At 60.7% G+C, this 21,534-nt stretch carries 19 protein-coding genes; 11 read left to right on the top strand and 8 right to left on the bottom strand.

The window, feature by feature from the left end; translation table 11 throughout:
- The first annotated feature begins 350 nt into the window (after positions 1–350).
- On the top strand, positions 351–4,259 hold the full coding sequence (gene hrpA / locus LG374_RS07140) for an ATP-dependent RNA helicase HrpA (protein WP_225757044.1): 3,909 nt from the start codon (positions 351–353) through the stop codon (positions 4,257–4,259).
- Positions 4,260–4,513: 254 nt separating this feature from the next.
- Here hrpA and LG374_RS07135 read toward each other — a convergent pair whose 3' ends face one another.
- Complete coding sequence (locus LG374_RS07135; protein WP_225757043.1) at positions 4,514–5,584, bottom strand: ATP-binding protein; 1,071 nt, start codon at positions 5,582–5,584, stop codon at positions 4,514–4,516.
- Positions 5,585–5,744: 160 nt separating this feature from the next.
- Between LG374_RS07135 and LG374_RS07130 the strand changes: the two genes are divergently transcribed.
- The 6 genes from LG374_RS07130 (at position 5,745) to LG374_RS07105 (ending at position 13,258) form a co-directional block, all read left to right on the top strand.
- Positions 5,745–6,281, top strand: coding sequence for a methylated-DNA--[protein]-cysteine S-methyltransferase (locus tag LG374_RS07130; RefSeq protein WP_225757042.1), 537 nt, complete (start codon positions 5,745–5,747; stop codon positions 6,279–6,281).
- Positions 6,278–6,634, top strand: coding sequence for a fluoride efflux transporter CrcB (crcB, locus tag LG374_RS07125; RefSeq protein WP_225757041.1), 357 nt, complete (start codon positions 6,278–6,280; stop codon positions 6,632–6,634). Before LG374_RS07130 ends, crcB begins: the two co-directional genes overlap by 4 nt.
- Positions 6,635–6,740: 106 nt before the next feature.
- On the top strand, positions 6,741–9,548 hold the full coding sequence (locus LG374_RS07120; protein WP_225757040.1) for a valine--tRNA ligase: 2,808 nt from the start codon (positions 6,741–6,743) through the stop codon (positions 9,546–9,548).
- 754 nt (positions 9,549–10,302) lie between these two features.
- Positions 10,303–10,782: a CBS domain-containing protein gene (locus LG374_RS07115; protein WP_225757039.1), complete on the top strand. Its 480-nt coding sequence runs from the start codon at positions 10,303–10,305 to the stop codon at positions 10,780–10,782.
- An 8-nt stretch (positions 10,783–10,790) separates the two neighbouring features.
- On the top strand, positions 10,791–12,116 hold the full coding sequence (locus LG374_RS07110; protein ID WP_225757038.1) for an SLC13 family permease: 1,326 nt from the start codon (positions 10,791–10,793) through the stop codon (positions 12,114–12,116).
- A 173-nt stretch (positions 12,117–12,289) separates the two neighbouring features.
- Positions 12,290–13,258: a polyprenyl synthetase family protein gene (locus LG374_RS07105; protein ID WP_225757037.1), complete on the top strand. Its 969-nt coding sequence runs from the start codon at positions 12,290–12,292 to the stop codon at positions 13,256–13,258.
- Here the strand turns inward: LG374_RS07105 and LG374_RS07100 are convergent.
- The gene (locus LG374_RS07100) at positions 13,255–14,031 is read right to left on the bottom strand and encodes a TSUP family transporter (protein ID WP_225757036.1); all 777 of its coding nucleotides are present in this window, start codon (positions 14,029–14,031) and stop codon (positions 13,255–13,257) included. The two genes, LG374_RS07105 and LG374_RS07100, sit on opposite strands and share 4 nt — an antisense overlap.
- Positions 14,021–14,632 carry a ribosome biogenesis GTP-binding protein YihA/YsxC gene (gene yihA, locus LG374_RS07095; RefSeq protein ID WP_225757035.1) on the bottom strand — a complete coding sequence of 204 codons (612 nt, stop codon included), beginning with the start codon at positions 14,630–14,632 and terminating at the stop codon, positions 14,021–14,023. Before yihA ends, LG374_RS07100 begins: the two co-directional genes overlap by 11 nt.
- A gap of 84 nt (positions 14,633–14,716) precedes the next feature.
- On the opposite strand from yihA, the gene LG374_RS07090 reads away from it, so the two are divergent.
- Genes LG374_RS07090 through LG374_RS07080 form a run of 3 tightly spaced genes read left to right on the top strand, consistent with a single transcriptional unit; the run spans position 14,717 to position 16,549 of the window.
- Positions 14,717–15,394 carry a cytochrome c gene (locus LG374_RS07090; RefSeq protein ID WP_225757034.1) on the top strand — a complete coding sequence of 226 codons (678 nt, stop codon included), beginning with the start codon at positions 14,717–14,719 and terminating at the stop codon, positions 15,392–15,394.
- Between the two features lies 1 nt (position 15,395).
- Positions 15,396–15,851 carry a YcgN family cysteine cluster protein gene (locus tag LG374_RS07085; RefSeq protein WP_225757033.1) on the top strand — a complete coding sequence of 152 codons (456 nt, stop codon included), beginning with the start codon at positions 15,396–15,398 and terminating at the stop codon, positions 15,849–15,851.
- Positions 15,852–15,856: 5 nt separating this feature from the next.
- On the top strand, positions 15,857–16,549 hold the full coding sequence (locus LG374_RS07080; RefSeq protein ID WP_225757032.1) for a cell division protein ZipA C-terminal FtsZ-binding domain-containing protein: 693 nt from the start codon (positions 15,857–15,859) through the stop codon (positions 16,547–16,549).
- A 97-nt stretch (positions 16,550–16,646) separates the two neighbouring features.
- Here LG374_RS07080 and gap read toward each other — a convergent pair whose 3' ends face one another.
- From gap to cysT, 4 genes are all read right to left on the bottom strand, one after another.
- Complete coding sequence (gene gap, locus LG374_RS07075) at positions 16,647–17,654, bottom strand: type I glyceraldehyde-3-phosphate dehydrogenase (protein WP_225757031.1); 1,008 nt, start codon at positions 17,652–17,654, stop codon at positions 16,647–16,649.
- 137 nt (positions 17,655–17,791) lie between these two features.
- Complete coding sequence (locus LG374_RS07070) at positions 17,792–18,904, bottom strand: sulfate/molybdate ABC transporter ATP-binding protein (RefSeq protein ID WP_225757030.1); 1,113 nt, start codon at positions 18,902–18,904, stop codon at positions 17,792–17,794.
- Entirely contained in the window at positions 18,901–19,689 is a 789-nt protein-coding gene (cysW, locus tag LG374_RS07065; protein ID WP_225757029.1) for a sulfate ABC transporter permease subunit CysW, read from the bottom strand. Before cysW ends, LG374_RS07070 begins: the two co-directional genes overlap by 4 nt.
- Positions 19,689–20,540 (bottom strand): sulfate ABC transporter permease subunit CysT, encoded by an 852-nt coding sequence (gene cysT, locus LG374_RS07060; protein WP_225757028.1) that lies wholly within the window; start codon positions 20,538–20,540, stop codon positions 19,689–19,691. Before cysT ends, cysW begins: the two co-directional genes overlap by 1 nt.
- A gap of 98 nt (positions 20,541–20,638) precedes the next feature.
- Here cysT and LG374_RS07055 point away from each other — a divergent pair, with 98 nt between their 5' ends.
- On the top strand, positions 20,639–20,914 hold the full coding sequence (locus tag LG374_RS07055) for a hypothetical protein (protein WP_225757027.1): 276 nt from the start codon (positions 20,639–20,641) through the stop codon (positions 20,912–20,914).
- A 48-nt stretch (positions 20,915–20,962) separates the two neighbouring features.
- Here the strand turns inward: LG374_RS07055 and LG374_RS07050 are convergent, their stop codons facing one another.
- The gene (locus tag LG374_RS07050; protein WP_225757026.1) at positions 20,963–21,532 is read right to left on the bottom strand and encodes a hypothetical protein; all 570 of its coding nucleotides are present in this window, start codon (positions 21,530–21,532) and stop codon (positions 20,963–20,965) included.
- Positions 21,533–21,534: the final 2 nt, after the last annotated feature.

The following is a 21,534-nucleotide window of genomic DNA, read 5'->3' as shown; positions in this document are numbered from 1 at the left end:
GCTCATGCCCCAATATTTATGCCGCCTGGCAAGCCTAGCAATCATGCCGCCTAGCGGGCCCAGCAATCATGCCGCCTAGCGGGCCCAGCAATGACGCCGCCTGGCGGGCCCAGCCGAGTAGTTTTTGTCGTGTACGGAGGCTGCCGCCCCCCTTACCACAAGCGACCATTGTCGTTTCAAACAGGACTGAGACAAGGCAGCGAGCCGAAGACAGTCTGTTTAATACGGCGCGGATTTCCCATAAAAATCGCTATGCGATTTTTATGGGTGCCCGGTCGGGCTCGCCAACACCGTATCAGTCCTGCTTGAGGCGACTATATAATCCGCCGCTTTTCACCATCGCATAAACCATGACCGCCCCCGATTTCACCACCGTCCGCAGCCAGGACCGTCACCCCCTGCAACAGCTCTACCGCCAGATTCGCGAACGCGAGCGGCGCGGCCAGCCTGCCGACCGGATGCGGGCGCGCTTTGCCGCTGACTACGCCGCCTCGCAAGAAGCGGTCGCCGCGCGCCGTGCCGCCCTGCCTGCGCCGAAACTGAGCGCCAACCTGCCCGTGCTGGCGGTTGCCGACAAAATCCGCCGCCTGATTGCCGACAACCAGGTCGTCATCATCAGCGGCGAAACCGGATCGGGGAAAACCACACAACTGCCGCAACTCTGCCTCGCCCTCGGCCTTGGCGCGCGCGGCATGATTGCCCACACCCAGCCGCGCCGTATCGCCGCGCGCAGCGTCGCCGCCCGCATCGCCGAAGAACTGGACGAACCGCTTGGCGCCGCCGTCGGTTACCAGGTCCGTTTCGACGAAAAAACCAGCGAACAGACCGTTATCAAACTGATGACCGACGGTATGCTGCTCGCCGAAACCCTGTCCGACCCCTACCTCGCCCACTACGAAGTCATCATCGTGGACGAAGCGCACGAACGCAGCCTCAACATCGACTTCCTCCTCGGCTACCTGCGTCGCCTCGCCGACAAACGCCCTGACCTCAAAATCATCATCACCTCGGCCACCATCGATGCCGACAAATTCGCCGCCCACTTCAAAAACGCGCCCATCCTCAACGTCAGCGGCCGCACCTACCCCGTAGAAATCCGCTACCGCCCGCCAGGCGAAGACGAAGACAGCCCGGACGCCATCCTCCGCGCCGTCGCCGAACTCGACCAGCACGGGCGCGGCGACATCCTCGTCTTCCTCCCCAGCGAACGCGACATCCGCGAAGCCGCCGACCGCCTGCGCCGCGAACAACTGCGCGATACCGACATCCTGCCCCTCTTCGGCCGCCTCTCGCTCGCCGACCAGCAGCGCGTCTTCCGCCCGCAAGCGGCGCGGCGCATCGTGCTCGCCACCAACGTCGCCGAAACCTCGCTCACCGTGCCGCGCATCAAAGCCGTCATCGACACCGGCACTGCGCGCATCAGCCGCTACAGCCTGCGCACCAAAACCCAGCGCCTGCCGATCGAGCCTATCTCGCAAGCCGCCGCCAACCAGCGCGCCGGCAGGTGTGGCCGTACCGCCAGCGGCATCTGCATCCGCCTCTACAGCGAAGACGACTACCGCCATCGCCCCGCCTACACCGAGCCGGAAATCCTGCGCACCAACCTCGCCGCCATCATCCTGCAAATGCTCGTCCTCAAACTGGGCGACATCGCCGCCTTCCCCTTCGTTGACCCGCCCGACGCGCGGCAAATCAACGACGGCTACCGCCTGCTCTTCGAACTGGGCGCTACCAACGAAGCGCGCCGCCTCACCCCGCTTGGGCGACAAATGGCGCACCTGCCGGTTGACCCCCGCTTCGCGCGCATCATCTACGCCGCCGAAAAAACCGGCTGCCTGCAAGACGCCGTCATCCTCATCGCCGCCCTCTCCATCCAGGACCCGCGCGAACGCCCCTACGGCCAAGAAGCGCGTGCCGACCAAAAACAGGGCGAATTCGCCGACAAAACCAGCGACTACCAAACCCTGCTCAACCTCTTTGCCGCCTACCAGCGCGAACGCCGCACCGCCAGCAACAACCGCCTGCGCGCCTGGTGCAAAAACTACTACCTGAACGCACAACGCATGCGCGAATGGCGCGAACTCGCCAACCAGCTCATCCGCGACCTGCGCGAACAAAAACTGCACCTCGACGCTGCCGCCCCACCCGTACCACAAAACGACCTGCCGGACGGCGCCAAAGGCCGCCTCGCCTACGACAACCCGCAACTTGACACCCTGCACCGCGCGCTGCTCACCGGCTTCCTCGACCAAGTCGGCCTCTGGGACGAACAAACCCGCGACTACCTGCGCCCGCGCCACGCCCGCTACAGCATCTACCCCGCCTCCGTGCTCGCCAAAAAACCGCCGCAAGCCATCATGGCCGCCAGCGTCGTCGAAACCCAGCGCACCTACGCGCGCACCTGCGCCCCCATCCAGCTGGCTGACCTCGAACACATCGCTGCCCACCTCGTCAAACACACCTACACCAACCCCCATTGGAGCAAAAAAGCCGGCAACATCCTCGCCACCCAAACCACCCTGCTCTACGGCCTGCCCATCGTTGCCGGACGCAACGTCCCCTACGCCCGCCACGACCCGGCGCTTGCCCACGACATCTTCATCCAGGACGCCCTCGTCCCCGGCGACATCCACACCAAAAGCGGCGTCATCGCCAAAAACCGCGCCCTCATCGAAACCCTCGAAGAACGCGAACACAAAACCCGCAGCCGGGGCATCCTGGCGGACGAAGCCCAACAAGTCGCCTGGTACCACGCCCGCCTGCCCGAAAACGTACACAGCACCGTCACCCTCGAACAATGGCTCAAACAGCACGGCGAAGCGGCGCTCACCATGCGTGAAGCCGACCTGCTGCTGGTGGACGACACCCCCAGTGACGCCGACTACCCGGAAAACCTCACCCACCACGGCCAAAAACTGCGCCTCGAATACCACTTCGAACCGGGCGGCAGCGCCGACGGCGTCACCCTCTGCGTGCCACTCCCCGCCCTGAACGCGCTCAACGCTGCCGACTACGAACGCCTCGTCCCCGCCATGCTGCCCGCCAAAATCGAAGCCATCCTGCGTGCCCTGCCCAAACAATGGCGACGCCAGCTCGTGCCCATCCCCACCATCGCCGCTGCCATCACCGCGCGCATCAAAGACCCCCCCGACGCCCCGCTCATGCCCGCCATCCGCGACACCATCCACACCATCAAAGGCACCAACATCCCGCTGGACGCCTTCGACAACCTCAACATCGACGACCACCACCGCATGAACTACCGCCTGCTTGACGGCAAAAACCAGATCATCGCCGAAAGCCGCGACCTCGCCGCTCTGCAAGCGCAGTACAGCGACAGCGCCGCTGCCCAATTCCGCCGCCGCAGCCACAGCCGCTACGGCGACGACCAGCCCGTCAACGACTGGCATTGGGACGAACTGCCCGCACAAGAAACCCTGCCGAACGGCATCACCGGCTACCCCGCCCTCACCCTCGAAAACGGCGAACGCCGCCTGCGCCTGCACGACGACCCGCAGCGGGCCGACGCCGCGCACCGCGCCGGCGTACACAGCCTGCTCGCCGACAAACTACAAAACAAACTCAAATACCTGCGCAAAAACCTGCCCGGCTACACCCAAATGGCGCTGCACTACCGCAAAATCGGCAGTGACAGCACCCTCGCCGACGACATCACCGCCCGCCTGCTCGAACACATCTGCTTCGCCGACGGCGTACCGCGCAGCCGCGCCGCCTTTGAAGCAGCCCTCGCGCGCGGCGAAGCCGAACTTATCCCCGCCGCGAACCAGCTCGCCGCCCAGCTCACCCGCATCCTCGCCGCCTACAGCGACGCCAAACAACAACTGGGCAAACACAAACAACCCGCCATCCGTGACGACATCGAACAACACCTCGCCCGCCTCATCTACCCCGAATTCATCCGCGACACCCCAACCGCCGAACTGGACACCATCGAACGCGCCCTGCTCGCCACGCAAAAACGCCTGGAAAAAAGCCGCCTCGACCCGCTCAAAGACCTGCAACGCCAACAAGACCTCGCGCCGTGGGAAACCCGCCTGCAACAAGCCATGCAAAAAACCGGCATCGCCCACCCCTACCAGGAAACCCCGCGCGGCCTCCCCACCGCACACCACGCTGCCATACAGGAATACCACCGTCTGCTCGAAGCCTACCGCATCCAGACCTACGCCCAGGAAATCGGCAGCACCCTCAAAGTCTCACCGAAACGCCTCAGTGAGGCAGCAGAAAAACTGCCCTAACGCTACCCAGCAACCCCGCCCCCCGTTTTACCTCGCTTGACGGGAAAAGCCCTCACCTCGTGGGTGAGGGGTTTGGGGTGGGGCGCGCAGCGACGAAACCCCGGCATTTATCCCGCTTGGCGTGTACCCAACCTGAAAACTCGCACGCCAAAATCCAAAATCCTCTGCCGTGAGGCGGCTTGACTCCACCGCAGCAATGCTAATAGCGGACAGAAACCCGCCTGCGAGGAGCGTTTCATTTCCCGGCATCGGCATCACAGCTGCTCGCGGATCCAGCCCAACATATCGGGATGGTTCACCGCCCACTGCCCCTCGCTGTTTTTGGTGATGAAATCCGCACGCGTCAGGCGGCGCAGTGCGGCCTGTACCTGCGGCACGCTGACATCATCCACCCCCATTTGCGCCGCCAGCCATTGTCTTGTGTCCTGGGCGTACACGGTCTGCTTCTCTTGCGCCAGCGCTTGCAGCAGCAGGCTATCCAGCGCTTTCAGTTCCCGCCAGACGGCGGCGTAATCGGCGCTGTCGTGCAGGTATTGCTGCTGCGCGGCGGCGGCTACGTCCAGCGGCAGGTTGGGGTCAATAATCATGTTCTGAATGATGGTGCGCAGGTGCAGCGGGATGTGTTCGAAGCGGACAAGCCATTGATACAGCGCCTGTTTATCCAGTGTATTGGCGGTGCGCGCCTGATAAATGTCGGCGAGGAAATCGGTAAATTCCTGTTCCAAACGCGGGAATGCCATCGCGTGCGCAAACTGGAAAAACGGCGCCTTGTAATCGCTGAACATTTGCCGCAGGCCATTCATGCTGGAGCCGGTAAAGATGACTTTGACCTGCGCCCGGTGCACGTCCAGCCCGGTGCGCAGCGAACGGATGAGGCCGCCCGTGTCGCCGAGGCGGGCCAGCTCCTGCACTTCGTCAAGAAGCAGTAGTATCCGTTTGCCACCCTGGGCCAACGCCTCGATGACTTCGCTGATACTCGCCGGAGCGGGTGCTTTTTTGCGGCTAAGGCTGGCGCCAAAAGCAGAAACCTGCTCAATCCCCGCCAGCCACGCTTTCAGTTTGCCGCCGATACCGAGTTGGCTGGCAAAATCCAGCAGCGCAAGACGGAAGCGGTTTTCCGTCTGCGCGTCGCTATCCATGAAACTGAAATAGAAGACGGCAAAATCGCGCGCTTCGGCGGCAGGCTGGATGTCGTTCAGCAAAAACTGTGTCTTGCCCATGCGGCGCGGGGCGAACAGGGTAAAGGCGCTGACCACACCTTCGGCCAGCATCGTCAGCAAGGCATCGGCATAGGGGCGGCGGGAATAGTAAAGCGGGTCATGCATGGCGGTTCTCCGATGATTGCGCGGGATTATACGGTTTTAGACAGGTTTTGACGAATTAGACAAAATTTGTCTAACGCCATCTAACCCTGCATTTTCAACGGGATAAATCACACAGCGATTCACCGCCGTTGTCCCGCGCTTTTCGGGTACGCTATCCCGCATGAACACCCTCATCAGCCAACGCATCGTGAGCCCCCTCGGCGAGCTCTACGTCTGCGCCAGTGCGCGCGGTGTCTGTCTGCTTGAATTTGCCGGCACGCAGCGCATCGTACGCGAAAGCCGCCAGCTTGAACGCCACTTCGGCTGCCCGATTACCCTCGGCGAGAACGAACACACCCGCCAGACCGCCGCCGAACTCGGCGAATACTTCGCCGGTACACGGCGCGATTTCACCATCGCCCTGCACCCTGTTGGCAGCGACTTCCGGCAACGCGTCTGGGCGGCACTGCGCGCCATCCCCTACGGTGCAACCACGCACTATCAGGCGTTAGCGGCTACCATCGGCCATCCTGCCGCCGTGCGTGCCGTCGCCGCTGCCAACGGTGCCAATGCCATCGCTATCCTCATCCCCTGCCACCGCGTCATCGGCAAAGACGGTGCACTGACCGGCTACGGCGGCGGCATCCATCGCAAAGCCTGGCTACTCGCCCACGAACGCGGCGAAGACAAGCACTCCACCCAACCCCTACCTCTATGACCTTGCAACACTTCATCCTTATCTTCCTCGGCGGCGGACTGGGCAGCGTGGCGCGTTACCTGCTCGGCGTCACCCTGCCCGCCCGCACCTTCCCGCTCGGTACGCTGCTGGCGAATCTCATCGGCTGCCTCCTCATCGGCTATCTCGCGCAAACACTTGCCCGCGACAACGCCGTCCTGCGCGCCCTTTGCATCACCGGCTTCTGCGGCGGCTTCACCACCTTTTCCACCTTCTCGCTCGACATCGTGCAGCGTTGGCAGGACGGACATTACCTCATCCCCACGCTCTATCTCATCCTCAGCCTTGTCGGCGGTATCGTCGCCGTCCTTGGTGGCATGGCGCTGGCACGCTAGCCCCGCTAACGTACCCCACGCAACCTTGCGGTTGCGCGGGGGCCCCGCCGGGCGCATCCCGCCCCATGCTAAAATCCGCGCTTTTCTTAATGAAACCGAGGTAATCATGAACACAGACGGCATGGCCACCCGCTACCAACCCGCCGACATCGAAAACAAATGGTACGACCGCTGGGAAAAGGGCAACCACTTCGCCCCCAGCGGCAGCGGCAAGCCCTACGCCATCATGATTCCGCCGCCGAACGTCACCGGCACCCTGCACATGGGCCACGCCTTCCAGGACACCATCATGGACGCGCTCATCCGCTACCACCGCATGTTGGGCGACAACACCCTGTGGCAGCCGGGCAGCGACCATGCCGGCATCGCCACGCAGATGGTCGTCGAGCGCCAACTGAACGCGCAGGGCAAAACGCGGCACGACCTCGGCCGCGAAGCCTTCACCGCCAAAGTGTGGGAATGGAAAGCTGAATCCGGCGGGCAAATCATGCGGCAACTCCGCCGCCTGGGCGCCTCGCTTGACTGGACGCGCGAGCGCTTCACCATGGATGACGCCCTCTCGCGCGCCGTGCGCACCCTCTTCGTCAAACTCTACGACGACGGTCTTATCTATCGCGGTAAGCGCCTCGTCAACTGGGATCCGGTGCTGAAGACTGCCATCTCCGACCTCGAAGTCGAAAACCGCGAAGAAAACGGCCACATGTACCACGTCCGTTATCCCTTCGTCGCCGGACAGGGGCTGGACGGGCAGTACATGCACATCGCCACCACCCGCCCGGAAACCATCTTTGCCGATGTGGCCCTCGCCGTGCATCCCGAAGACGAACGCTACCGCGCCTACATCGGCAAAAAAGTCAGCGTACCGCTCACCGGCCGGGAAATCCCCGTCATTGCCGATGACTACGTGGACCGCGAATTCGGCACCGGCTGCCTGAAAATTACTCCCGCGCACGACTTCAACGACTACGCCGTCGGTCAACGCCACAACCTGCCACTCATCAACATCCTCACCCCCGACGCGCACCTGAATGACGACGTGCCGCCCGCCTATCGCGGCATGGAACGCTTCGCCGCGCGCAAACAATTCACCGCCGACCTCGAAGCGGCGGGATACCTCGAAAAAACCGAGCCGCACATCCTGAAACGCCCCTACGGCGACCGTAGCGGCGTCGTCATCGAGCCCTACCTCACTGACCAATGGTTCGTGGACCTGTCCAGCGACAAAGGCATGGCCAAACTCACCCAGCCCGCGCTCGACGCCGTGCGCGATGGCCGCATCAAATTCGTGCCAGACAACTGGAAAAACACCTACTACAACTGGATGGAAAACCTGCAAGACTGGTGCATCTCGCGCCAACTCTGGTGGGGGCACCGCATCCCCGCCTGGTATGACGCCGACGGCAACGTGTACGTCGCCGAAAACGAAGCCGCCGTGCGCGAAAAATACCACCTCGCCGCCGAACACCCGCTGACGCAGGACGAAGACGTGCTCGACACCTGGTTCTCCTCCGCGCTGTGGCCGTTTGCCACCCAGGGCTGGCCGGACGACACCGCCGACCTCAAAACCTACTACCCCGGCAACGTCCTCGTCACCGGCTTCGACATCATCTTCTTCTGGGTGGCGCGCATGGTGCTTATGGGCATGTACTGCATGAACGGCGAAGTCCCCTTCCGCGAGGTATACATCCACGGCCTCGTGCGCGACAGCGAAGGACAAAAAATGTCCAAATCCAAAGGCAACGTCCTCGACCCGCTCGACATCATCGACGGCATTGACGGCGAAGCCTTGGTCGCAAAACGCACCAGCGGCATGATGCAGCCGCAAAAAGCCGAAAGAATCGCCGCGCAAACCCGCAAAGAATACCCGGACGGCATCGCCGCTTACGGCACCGATGCCCTGCGTTTCACCTTCGCCGCGCAAGCGACCATGGGCCGCGACATCGTCTTCGACACCAAACGCGTCGAAGGCTACCGCAACTTCTGCAACAAACTGTGGAATGCTGCCCGCTTCGTGCAAATGCAGACCGCAGGCCAAACCATCACCGCTGCCCCCGTCAAAGAAAAAAACGCTGCCGACCGCTGGATATACGGCGCACTCGACCGCACCATCCGCAGCGTGCGCGAGGCGTTTGACACCTACCGCTTCGACTTCGCCGCGCAAGCCCTGTACGACTTCATCTGGAACCAGTACTGCGACTGGTACCTCGAACTCGTCAAACCCGTCCTCGGCAAACACAACGACGATGACGCCGAAAAAGCGCGCACCCGCCACACCCTGCTCGACGTCCTCGAACAAGCGCTGCGCCTTATCCACCCGCTCATGCCCTACATCAGCGAAGAAATCTGGCAACAAACCGCGCCGCTACTCGGTACAACGGGCGACACCCTCATGACCCAAGCCTACCCGACGGCAAGCAACGGCGAAGACCCGCAAGCCGATGCCGAAATCGCCTGGCTGCAAGAAACCTTGCTCGGCGTGCGCAAAATCCGCGCCGACATGAACATCGCCCCCGGCAAACCGCTGCCGCTCATCATCAGCGGGCTGGACGACAACGCCAGAGGCTACCTTGCCGCTCAAGAACGCAGCCTGCTCGCGCTGGGCCGCCTCGACAGCGTCCGCGTCCTCGCTGACGGCGAAGCCGAACCCGAAGCCGCCGCCTTCATGGTCGGCAGCGCGAAAAACATGATCCCGCTCGCCGGCCTCATCGACAAAACCGCCGAACTCGCCCGCCTCGACAAAGAAATCACGAAACGCGAACAAAACATCGCCCGCCTCAGTGGACAGCTGGCCAACGAACGCTTCACCGCCAGCGCCCCCGCTGCCCTGGTCGAACAGACCCGCGCCCAACTCGCCAGCGACGAAGAAACCGTCGCTGCCCTGCGTGCACAGCGGGAAAAAGTCGCAGCGTTGTAAACATTCAGGACCATCCCGCTTGGCGGCTGCCACAAACCCAGCATTTACGCCGCTTGACGACGGCTCCAGTGTTTATCCCGCTTGGCGCGAGGTCAGCATTTATCGCTTGACGCGCCATCCAATTCCACATCCCACACAAAAAATCCCTTCCCCCGCTTGCGGGGGAAGGTGGCCGAAGGCCGGAAGGGTGCATAAAAAACCCAGCATCCGCTCCGCTTGGCGGCTTTCCGTAAACCCAATATCTATCCCGCTTGGTGGCGAACCCAGTATTTGCACCGCTTGGGGCTGCCCAATTCCGCATTCCGCACAAAAAAATCCCTTCCCCCGCTGGCGGGGGACGGGGCTCCCATGAAAAAAATGCTCGCATTTTTTTCATGGGTACCCGGGAAGGTGGCCGCAGGCCGGAAGGGGGGAATAAAAAGCCAGCGTTTACCTCGCTTGGCGCAAACCTGCTTTTCATCCCGCTTGGCCGCTTTATGGCCGCACTCGTTTTTACCATTCCCCTACCGGTACCAGCCCCATGCCATACATCCGCCCGGCGGGAACGTTCCCGCTGCACGGAAGTTGCCCCAAAGCCCGTCGCCAGACGGGCTTTTTGCTTCCTGTCGCCTGAATGCTGTAAGGCGGGTATTGACGCCACTGTGAACGCCTGCGGCGGCGGGTATGGCCAAGCGGTATTATTTTTGTGGAAGGGCGGGGTTTAATGTGGTTTTCACGTTACAATTATCATCCTTTCCACTTCAAGGAGGCTCTTATGAACTACACCTGTCGCGATGTCATCGTGCCAAACCGCCCGACACTGCATCCCGCAATGACTATTTCTGGCGCGTTTGCCGCCATCCATCACCGTAATGAGCGCTTTTTCCCGGTGGTGGACGATGCCGGCGAGTTTATCGGCATTTTCAATAGCAGGTCGCTAGTGGAACTGCTGCTGCCACGCAGTCTCACCGCCAATCTCGGCCGCGAGATGAATCCGCCGGAGCTGAATTTCATGAAGACCACGCCCAGCGAACTGCGCCAGCGCCTGCGCGAACATTATGAAGATCCGATTACCGATTACCTGATGCGCGGCGAAGTGCCGCTGTGCACCCCCGACACCAGCCTGATGGAGGCGCTGTACCTGCTCTATCGCAGCCACCGCAGTCACGGCGTGGTGCTGGCCAAGAACAGCCGCTACTATCTCGGCCTGGTCAGCATCAGCAGCATTCTGGATAGCATCATCAGGGCCGCATAGGGGGCATCATGCAGGGATCTCATGCAATTTTTGGCCTCGATCCGATGTGGTTGTCGGGCATCATTCTGGTCATCGTCTATATCATCCTCATCATGGAGAAGCTCAACCGCGCGGTCACAGCGCTGCTTGGTGCGATGCTGATGATTTACTGCGGTCTGCTTAACCAGCACCAGGCGCTGGAAAAGGTCGATTTCAACACGCTGTGGCTGCTCACCGGCATGATGATGCTGGTCAATATCACCGCGAAAACCGGCGTGTTCCAGTACGTCGCCATCCGCTCGGCAAAATGGGTGCGCGCCGACCCGGTCGGCATCATGCTGATGCTCGCCGGCATCACCTCGCTCTTTTCTGCCCTGCTGGATAATGTGACAACGGTGTTGCTCATCACGCCGGTAACGCTGCTCATCACCGAGCAACTCAAAGTCCGTGCCTTCCCCTACCTCTTTGCCACCATCCTCGCTTCCAATATTGGTGGCACGGCAACCCTCATCGGCGATCCGCCGAACATCATCATCGGCTCGAAAAACGATCTCAGCTTCGGTGAATTTATCTACCACATGACGCCGATCGCCCTCATCATCATGCTGACCGTCGCCGCCATGCTGTGGCTGGTGCACCGCCGCAACCTGAAAACCACCTTGCGCGCCCGCGCCGCCATCATGCGTTTCAATGAAAAAGAGGCGATTACCAACCCGCGACTGCTGAAAAAATGCATCGGCGTCTTCTCCCTCGTCCTCCTCGGTTTCTTCGTCGGCCATCCGCTCGGCGTCGAGCCCGGCACGGTGGCGCTTTCCGGTGCCGCCCTCCTGATGCTGCTCGCTTACGGCAAGCAACCGGCGGAAAAGCAAACGGAAAACGTCCATCACGCCTTTGCCGAAGTGGAGTGGATCACCATCTTCTTCTTCATGGGGCTGTTCATTATCGTCGGCGCCGTCGAACAGAGCGGCCTGCTTGACGTGCTCGGGCACAAACTCATCGCCGCCACCAACGGCGACGTGCCGAAAATGGCCTATGCGGTGCTGTGGGTCTCGGCCATCCTTTCCTCCGTGCTGGACAATATCCCCTTCGTCGCCACCATGATCCCGCTCCTGCAATCGGCGGGGGCCGGCATTGATCCGCTCACCTTCGAACCAGTGTGGTGGGCGCTGGCCTTGGGTGCCTGCCTCGGCGGCAACGGCACCCTCATCGGCGCGAGTGCCAACCTCACCGTCGCCGCCTTTGCCGAGCGCGCCAAACAGCCCATCGGCATGGTGCAGTTCGCCAAATACGCCTTCCCGCTGATGCTGTTCACCATCCTGCTGTCGCACATTTACCTGTGGCTGCGTTATTTCTGATGCGCCGCTACACGACCCTGCCCCTCCCCTTTGGGGCAGGAATGGTGAAGAAGTATTTGATTTACCAATGATTACGCCTTGGCGTGGGCGGAAGGCGGTTTGTCGCCTGCGGAGGCTATCGGCTACAATGCCGCCCTTTCTTTCAACTCCGTAACAACATCATGGGAAAACAGATGGACGACGCAGCGATCCGGCAACTCATCCAGCACGAAATGGCACAAACTGAAGCATTGATGCAGGCTGAAATGCGGGCCGAAGTACCACTAGCGGAACTGGTGATGCAGTACGCCATCGGCGACGGCGGCAAGCGTTTCCGTCCGCTGCTGACCCTGCTGAGTTGCGGACTCTGTGCCTATCACGACGAGCACGCCATTACCGCCGCTGCCTTCATCGAATTTATCCATAACGCCACCCTGCTGCACGACGACGTGGTGGATGAATCCGCGCTGCGCCGTGGCAAGCCGTCCGCCAATATCGCCTTTGGCAATGCCGCCAGCGTTCTGGTCGGCGATTTCCTCTATACCCGCGCCTTCCAGCTGATGGTGCGCACCGGCAACAGCGACGTTATCGCCATGATGGCCGATGCGGTCAACCTCATTGCAGCGGGCGAAGTGATGCAACTTGGCAACATGCACGATCCCGATGTCGATGAAGCCCGCTACTACCGCGTCATCGAGCTGAAAACCGCCGTGCTGTTCGCCGCTGCCTGCAAAGTGGCGGGACTGCTTGCCGGCCTTGACCCGGCACAAAGCGAGCAACTCGCCATTTATGGCCGCAAACTCGGCATGGCCTTTCAGATTATGGATGATTTGCTGGATTACACCGGTGATGAAGCGCTGATTGGCAAAGCGCTGGGCGACGACCTCGCCGAGGGCAAGCCAACCCTGCCGCTCATCCGCGCCCAGCAACAATTACCCGCCGCTGACAAAGCACGCCTGCGCCACATCATCGAGCAGGGCGAACGCGAGGCGATTGGTGAAGTCATCGCCTTACTGCACGCAACCGATGCCCTGCCATACAGCCGCGAAGCTGCCGCACGATTGGCCGACGAAGCGGTGCAAGCACTCGCTGAATTCCCTGACAACGACTACAAAACCGCACTCACCGCCCTGGCGGCGCGCACCACCGAACGCCGCCGCTAAAACCAAAAACGATAGGCTAAATAACCGCTCATCAAGAGCGACATGGTAATAACCGCTGGACGAATCAGGCGATTCCCCTTGCTGATAATCAACCCGGCCGCAAGACGCGCCCCGAGCAACTGCCCAACTGCCATCGTCAGGCCGACTAGCCAAATTACCCGGCCACCGGCCAGAAAAACGAAGAGCGACATCAGATTGGTGGTGGCGTTATACGCCTTCGCCTCTATCGTCGCGTTTTGCAGCGTATAGCCGCGCAAAGCAATTAAGGCCAGCATCAAGAAACTGCCTGTGCCCGGGCCGAGGAATCCGTCATAGAAACCCAGCGGAAAGAGCGCGCCGCCGACAAAATGGGCATAAGGCAAACGCGCTTCCCGCTCCATCGTGCCCAGCGACGGCATAAAAATGAACAGCAGGGCGACCGTTGCCAAAAGCAGCGGCAACACCTTGCGTAACAGATCGGGCGGCAGCCACTGCACCACAGCCGCTCCCGCCGCAGCACCGAGTGCACAGGCGACAATCCCGGGCAATAACTTGCGAAAACGAATCTGGCCACGGCGGACAAAATACCAAGTTGCCGACAGCGTACCGAAACTGCCCTGCAACTTGTTCGTGGCCAATGCCGCATCCGGCGGCAGTACCAGCATCAGCGCCGGTACCGTCAACATCCCGCCACCGCCGGCCAGCGTATCAACAAAACCCGCCAGCATTCCGACCAATAACAACGGCAACAGCACCCACGACGACACACCGGTATTGAGCAACTCATTCAGCATGATCCGCCTCTATCCACGCATCCAGCTGCGCCACCAGTTCGGGCAGCCCCAGCCGCTTCAAACTGGAAAAGAGCTGCACCGAAAACGGCGCATGCCAGTTCAACAACTCACTGCGCAGCGCGCGCAACTGTTTCTCCGCCACACTACGGCTGAGCTTGTCAGCCTTCGTCAACAACACATGCGCGGGTAACTGCCGCTCGGCGCAACATTCCAGCATACGAATATCCAGTTCCTTCATCGGATGGCGGATATCCATCAATAGCACCACCCCGCGCAGCACCTCACGTTGCAACAAATAGCGACCAAGCAGAGCCTGCCAGTGCGCACGCACCTGCTCCGGCACTTCGGCATAACCATAACCCGGCAAATCGACCAAAAAACACCCTGCATCGGGCAGGGCAAAATAATTGATGAGCTGTGTCCGCCCCGGTGTACGCGACACCCGAGCCAGCGTCTTCTGATTCGTCAGCGTATTTAGCGCACTCGACTTGCCGGCATTCGAGCGGCCGGCAAAGGCGATTTCAACACGCGCAGCAGCCGGAAATTGCGCCTCGCGATTGGCGGAAAAGGCGAAAACCGCCTGCTGGTAACGACTATTCATCTCTTGTAAAATGCAGAAAAACCGCCTGAAATTCTATATCAGGCCTTTGACAAACAACAAAAGAAAAATCTTGCGGAGCAAGTCATGAAAAAAGGCATAGTGACAATCCTGACCATCGCCGTTGCCGGCTGGGCACAAGCCGCCGATATCAAAGTGGGCGAAGAAAAAGCGGCCGTATGTGCTGCCTGCCACGGTCCTGGTGGCGTGAGCAGCAACCCCGAATGGCCAATACTGGCGGGACAAGGGCAAAAATACCTGGAAAAACAATTGCGTGATTTCAAGAGTGGCGAGCGTCCGAGCCTTATCATGCAGCCGCAAGCCGTCTTACTCTCTGACGAAGACATCGCCAACGTCGCCGCCTACTATGCTGCGCAAACCCCACCACCCGCCGCGACCGAAGGCGCCGGGGAAAATCCTGAAGAACTGCTGGCGCTTGGTGAAGCACTCTATCGCGGCGGCGACCTCGACAAAAATATCCCCGCTTGCCTGGCCTGCCATGGCCCCGCCGGCGCCGGTATCGAACCGGCCGCTTTCCCACGCGTCTCCGGGCAGCATGCCAAATATACCCGCACCCAGCTGGACGCCTTCAAAACCTCGGCTCTCATTGACCAGCAGGCAAGCGAGACCGACCCGAGCAGCCTCGTTGTGCGCGGTAACGACCCGAATGGCATGATGCGTGACGTGGCGGAAAAACTCACCCCCAAACAAATCGAAGCCGTCGCCCGCTATATGCAGGGACTGCATATGCCGGAAACCCCCTGAATTGCACCAACACGATGACCAGTGGTGGCGACAACCCCTTGAGCGCCTGACCGATAACCAATGGGAAGCCCTCTGCGACGGATGCGGACTGTGCTGCCTGAACAAAATGGAAGATATTGATACGGGAGAAGTGTACTTCTCCCGTGTTGCTTGCAAACTACTGGACATCCACAGCGGACGCTGCCGCAATTACCCTTGCCGCCACACCCAAGTGCCGGACTGCCTCAGCCTGCGCGAGCTGCCGCGCCAGGACTACTCCTGGTTGCCGCCCAGCTGCGCCTACCGCCTGCGCCATGAAGGCAAAAGCCTGCCCGACTGGCACTATCTCGTCTGCGGGGACAAAAAAGAAGTGCACCGCCGACATCGCAGCGTGCGCCACTTCGCACTCAGTGAAAACGAAGGCCACGCCATAGACGACTACCTTATGTACCGTCTTGAAGACATACTCGGAGCCTAGGAACCATGACCAACCCATCCGTATTGTTACTGCGCATCACCGCCGCCATCATCATTCTCGTCGCCATTGCCGGCACCGCCCTCATGATCAAACGCCAGCGCGACCGAGAACGCGACATGCAGGACGGCCATCCCAAATACCGGGGTTCGACCCTTGATGCCCCGCCTGCTGAACATAACCGCAAAACCAGCCGCCTCAACCCTGGTATCTTCGGCGGCAGCAAAAACAGCACTCCGCCCAAGCCACGCAGCAAAGCGCCGGAACTAATCGTCCCGCTCACCATCATGGCGCCGAACAATCGCCCGTTCAGCGGCAAAACCATCGCCCGTCTCGTGCAAGCCTTCGGCCTGCAATACTCGCCCAACCAGACCTATGAACTCATCGGCGCCGGCGGACGCGAAATCTTCTGCACCATGCTGGACGTGCGCCGTCCTGGTATCTTCCCGCAAAACCTGGATAACGGGGAACACAACTACGAAGGCCTCATGCTGGTGCTGCAACTGCCGGTCAGCCAGGAGCCCGTCAAAGACTGGGAAACCTTCAGTGCTCTCGCCCACGAAATGGCAGAGCACTGCGACGGCTGTCTCAGCGATCACAAGCGCCGCCCGCTGGAAGAACGCTCGCTTGCCCGCTACCGCAAAAATATCGAAGCCTACGAAACGCAATACCAAAACTGGCTGCGCCTCCAGCGCGGCTGATACAGGAAGGCGCCCTTACCTAGCCGCCAAAATCCCTGCCTGAATGAAGCAGCAATAAAAAACCGCCCCGAAGGGCGGTTTTTCATGCAAGTCGTGATTACTTGATGAGGCTGGCGAAGTAGGCCAAGGTACGGATGAGCTGGTTGGTGTAGCTCATTTCGTTGTCATACCACGCGACGGTTTTCACCAGTTGCTTGTCGCCGACGGTCATGACTTTGGTTTGTGTGCCGTCAAAGAGCGAACCGAAGTCGATACCGATGATGTCAGAAGAGACCAGTTCTTCTTCGGTGTAACCGAAGGATTCGTTGGCAGCCGCTTTCATCGCAGCATTGATTTCTTCAGCGCTGACTTTTTTCTCCAGCACGGTAACGAGTTCGGTCAGTGAACCGGTGGTGACAGGGACGCGTTGTGCGGCACCATCAAGTTTGCCTTGCAGTTCGGGGATAACGAGACCGATAGCTTTCGCGGCACCGGTGCTGTTCGGCACGATGTTGGCAGCAGCAGCACGGGCGCGGCGTTTGTCGCCTTTGCGGTGCGGAGCGTCGAGAGTCATCTGGTCGCCGGTGTAGGCGTGGATGGTGGTCATCAGGCCTTCGACGATACCGAATTTGTCTTGCAGGACTTTGGCCATCGGCGCCAAGCAGTTGGTGGTGCAGGATGCGCCGGAGATAACGGTTTCAGTGCCGTCAAGGATTTGGTGGTTGACGTTGTAAACGATGGTTTTGATGTCGTTACCGCCCGGTGCGGAGATGACAACTTTTTTCGCGCCTGCCTTGATGTGTTTCTCGGCTTTGTCTTTGCTGGTGAAGAAGCCGGTGCATTCGAGGACGACGTCCACACCCAATTGACCCCACGGCAATTCTTCCGGGTTGGCGTTGGAGAAGACTTTGATTTCTTTACCGTTGACGACGAGGTTGTCACCTTTGAGTTCGGCGGTGCCGTGGAAGCGACCTTGCGAGGTGTCATATTTGAAGAGGTGCAGCAGCATGTCGGCCGGAGTGAGGTCGTTGACGGCGACGACTTCGATATTTTTCGCTTTGTCCATTTGGCGCAGAGCGAGGCGGCCGATACGTCCAAATCCGTTGATGGCGACTTTGATTGTCATGAGTTTTATCTCCTGGTTTGTGGGTTGAAAGCCGCGCGATTATAGCACTATTGCCTCAACTATTTAGAAAAAGCGTTGATTGTCAGCCTCACTTAGGGTTTGCTGGAAGGAGGTAGCAGACGGGATAAAACCTGGATTTATGCTGGCCGTGCTTCGCCGTCCCACTCGTGCAGCAGCGCATCCACCGTGCCGTTCTCACGCAGGAAATAAAGCTGGCGCGGCTTGATGTACACGCGCTGTCCCGTCCGCAACGGCTGGCGGCGGAAGACCTGCGCCGGCAGCGGCAATTGCCAGCGCGCATCATTGCCCCAACCCAGATTATGAACCGTGAGGCGGTAGTTCGCGCCAAGCAGGGTGATGTCGTCGATGACCAGCGGCAGTTGCACATGGCCCGGCGGATGATCGGCGAGTTCGATGTCCTGTACGCGCAGAGCAAGTTCGCCGTTGCCGTCGGCAAGAGGCTGTTCGACTTTCACCCAGGCGCGACCGCTGTGCACGATATGTGCGGCGAGGTGCGCAGGAAAACGCTGCGTTTCGCTCATGAAAGCGAAAACTTGCGCATCAGCGGGCGCCGCGTAGAGCTGCTGCGGGTCGGCGTTTTGCGCGATGGCGCCGTGACGCATCACCACGATGCGGTCAGCAAGATCAAGCGCTTCTTCGCGGTCGTGGGTGACGAAAACACCGGTGAAGCCCAGCTCGCGTTGCAGACCTTTCAGCCACAGACGCAAATCCTGACGCACTTGCACGTCCAGCGCGCCGAAAGGTTCGTCGAAAAGCACCACTTCGGGCGCGGTGGCCAGTGCCCGTGCCAGAGCTACCCGCTGCTGCTGCCCGCCGGACAGTTGCGCCGGGTAACGGTTGCCGAAGGCAGCGAGCTGCACCATTTCCAGGAGTTGCGCGACCTTCTGCCGGATGACGTTTTTCGCCGGACGCTGCCCGCGCGGCAGCACGGTAAGCCCAAAAGCGACATTATCGGCAACGGTCAGGTGCTTGAAGAGCGCGTAATGCTGGAAGACAAAGCCGATATGGCGCGCGCGGACGGGGACATTGGTCACATCACGGCCATTCAGGACGATGCGCCCGCCGTCCGCCGATTCCAGCCCGGCGATCAGGCGCAACAGGGTCGTCTTGCCGCTACCAGACGGGCCCAGGAGCGCCGCCATTTCGCCCGTCTCAATGCGCAAATCCGTGGGCGAGAGCGCCGGAAACTCGCCGAAACGCTTGTGTAACTGAACAACCTCAATACTCATACATGCTCCTCATGCCGGGCAACCCAAGCTTTCAACACCAGCGTCGCGAGCGCAAGACACACCAGCAGCATCGCGCTGGCAAATGCAGCTGCCGCCTGATAATCCTGATACAACAATTCCACATTGAGCGGCAGCGTCATCGTTGCGCCGCGAATATTGCCGGACACCACCGACACCGCGCCGAACTCGCCAACCGCGCGCGCATTCGTCAGCGCCACGCCATAGAGCAGCGGCCAGAGAATCGTCGGCAACGTAATGCGCCGCCACAACTGCCACGGACTCGCGCCCAAAACCACCGCCGCTTCCTCCTCCGCTGCGCCGTGCTGTTGCATAAACGGCACCAGCTCACGCGCCACAAACGGACAGGTCACAAACACCGTCACCAGCACAATCCCCGGCACGGCAAACATCAACTGCCAGCCGCGCGCGGCGAACCACGCGCCGAGCGGGGCATTCTCGCTGTACAACAACAAATACAGCAGACCGGCAATGACGGGCGACACCGCAAACGGAATATCAAGCAGCGTCAACAAAAACGCCCTGCCGCGAAAACGAAAACGCGTGACCAGCCAGGCAAACGCCAGCCCGAACACCACATTCACCGGCACCGTGACCGCCGTGACCAGCAGCGTCAAAAACAACGCATGACGCGTATCCGGCACAGCGAGCGCGGCAGCAAACGCTCCCCAACCCTTGGCAAATGCTCCGGCAAACACCATCGCCAGCGGCAGTACCAAAAACAACAGCGCGAACAGCAGCGCCAAAGCAATCAACACCCGGCGCATCACGCCCTCCCGAAACGGCGCAAGAAAAAGCCCTGCCACACATTCACCACCAGCAATAGCAGCAACGACAGCGCGAGCATCACCGATGCCAGCGCGGCAGCGGCGGGCATATCAAACTCCTGCAAACGCTCAAAAATCACCAGCGACACCACCTTGCTCACAAACGGCTGATTGCCGGCAATAAAAATCACCGCGCCGAACTCACCAAGACTGCGCGCGAACGACAGCACTACCCCGCTCACCAGCGCCGGCGAGAGCAGCGGCAGAATCACGCGGCAGAACACCTGCCAGGGACGAGCGCCCAGCGTCGCTGCTGCTTCCTCCACCTGACGCGGTAGCGCTTCCAACACCGGCTGCACCGCGCGCACCACAAACGGAATACTGGTAAACACCATCGCCACCACAATCCCCAACGGCTGAAACGCCACCTGCACGCCCAGCGCGGCAAGCGGCCGTCCCAGCCAGCCATCGGCGGCAAAAAGAGCGGCAAGGGCAATCCCCGCCACCGCCGTGGGCAGGGCAAACGGCAAATCGACAAGGGCATCGACCATCCCCCGCCCGAAAAAACGATAACGCACCAGCACCCAGGCCAGCAGCAGCCCGCAGACCGCGTTCACCAGCGACGCCCAAGCCGCCGCCCATAGCGTCACGCGGAACGCCGCCAGCACCTGAGCATCAGAAATCACCGCCCAATAATCCGTCAGCGACAACCGCGCCACATTCATGACCAGACCGGTGAGCGGCAGCAATAGCACCAGGGCAACAAAAAACAGCGACAACCCCAGCGACAGACCGAAACCGGGCAACACCTGCAAACGGCGTGGGCGGGGCAAAGTGGAAACAGGCGACATGATGAATACTCTTGCAATCGGGCGGGCGAGTATAAAACGCCGCCTGCGCGCGCTTTATGCCAAAAAGGCATAAGGGACAAACCGGGGATGGATATGGATTGCACCTGGGAAGCCTGCAATTACACCGCTTGGCGCCTGCCAACATTGACCCGCAGTACCGCCGCATCGTCCAACCCACCATAGCAGAGCATCGGCGGGATGAGGCCGAGCGGGAAGTCCTCCAGCGTAAGAAGGAGTGGCAGCAGGCAGGTGAGCACCCTCATCAGCACGATGTCACCGATGATGCGCAGGGGTTCAGCGCGGTTGAAGCGGCGCGCGAGAGTTTTTTAGAAGACGTAATAGCAATCCCGGGAATTAAGCCGGGATGGGAATAAGATTAAGCAATGGCATACCGAAGCGTCGCAGCTAGCAGCGCCGACGCTTCAGGAGGCATGCGGTCGTTGCCGGCGTCGCTTCCGCCAGAAGGGGACAGCGATGGCGATAGGCACGATGGCAAGGGTAATGAGGATGGTACCGAAGACAACGGTGCCGTTTAAGCCACTATCGCTGTTGGTGATGTAGAGGCTGCGCAGCAAGCGGGGTTCGCCGTGCGCCGTAACGGGAGGGCTGATGAGGGCATAGTGCTGCCTCGGCCAGAAGTTGCTGCGGCTTTGCCAAAGGGCGATGGTGAAGCCACCAATGGAGCGGGTTTCCTGCTGCTGCCAGGCGGCGCCAAGCGTGGTGCTGACGTCGGCGTAGAGAGCAGTATCGTCTGCCACACTGTGGAAGGTTTGCCCGCAGTGTTTGCGTTTGCTGTCATCACCATGCGCGGTAATGTCGCTCACGGCATCGGCGGCGCGGTCATAATGCTGACGGGTGTTATCGTCACGGATGCGGTTTTTTTCGCCGTTAAGTGGCAGATAGGCGCAGAGATCCGCTGTTTTTGCCGCTTGTGGCGGCGTGCAGGCGGCAAGGCTGAAGGCGAGCAGGAGAGAGACGAGGTATTTGCGCATGG

This window comes from Cardiobacterium sp. Marseille-Q4385 (assembly GCF_916618745.1).
In the GTDB taxonomy this organism is placed as follows: Bacteria; Pseudomonadota; Gammaproteobacteria; order Cardiobacteriales; family Cardiobacteriaceae; genus Cardiobacterium.
This window is presented reverse-complemented; position numbering and strand designations above follow the sequence as displayed.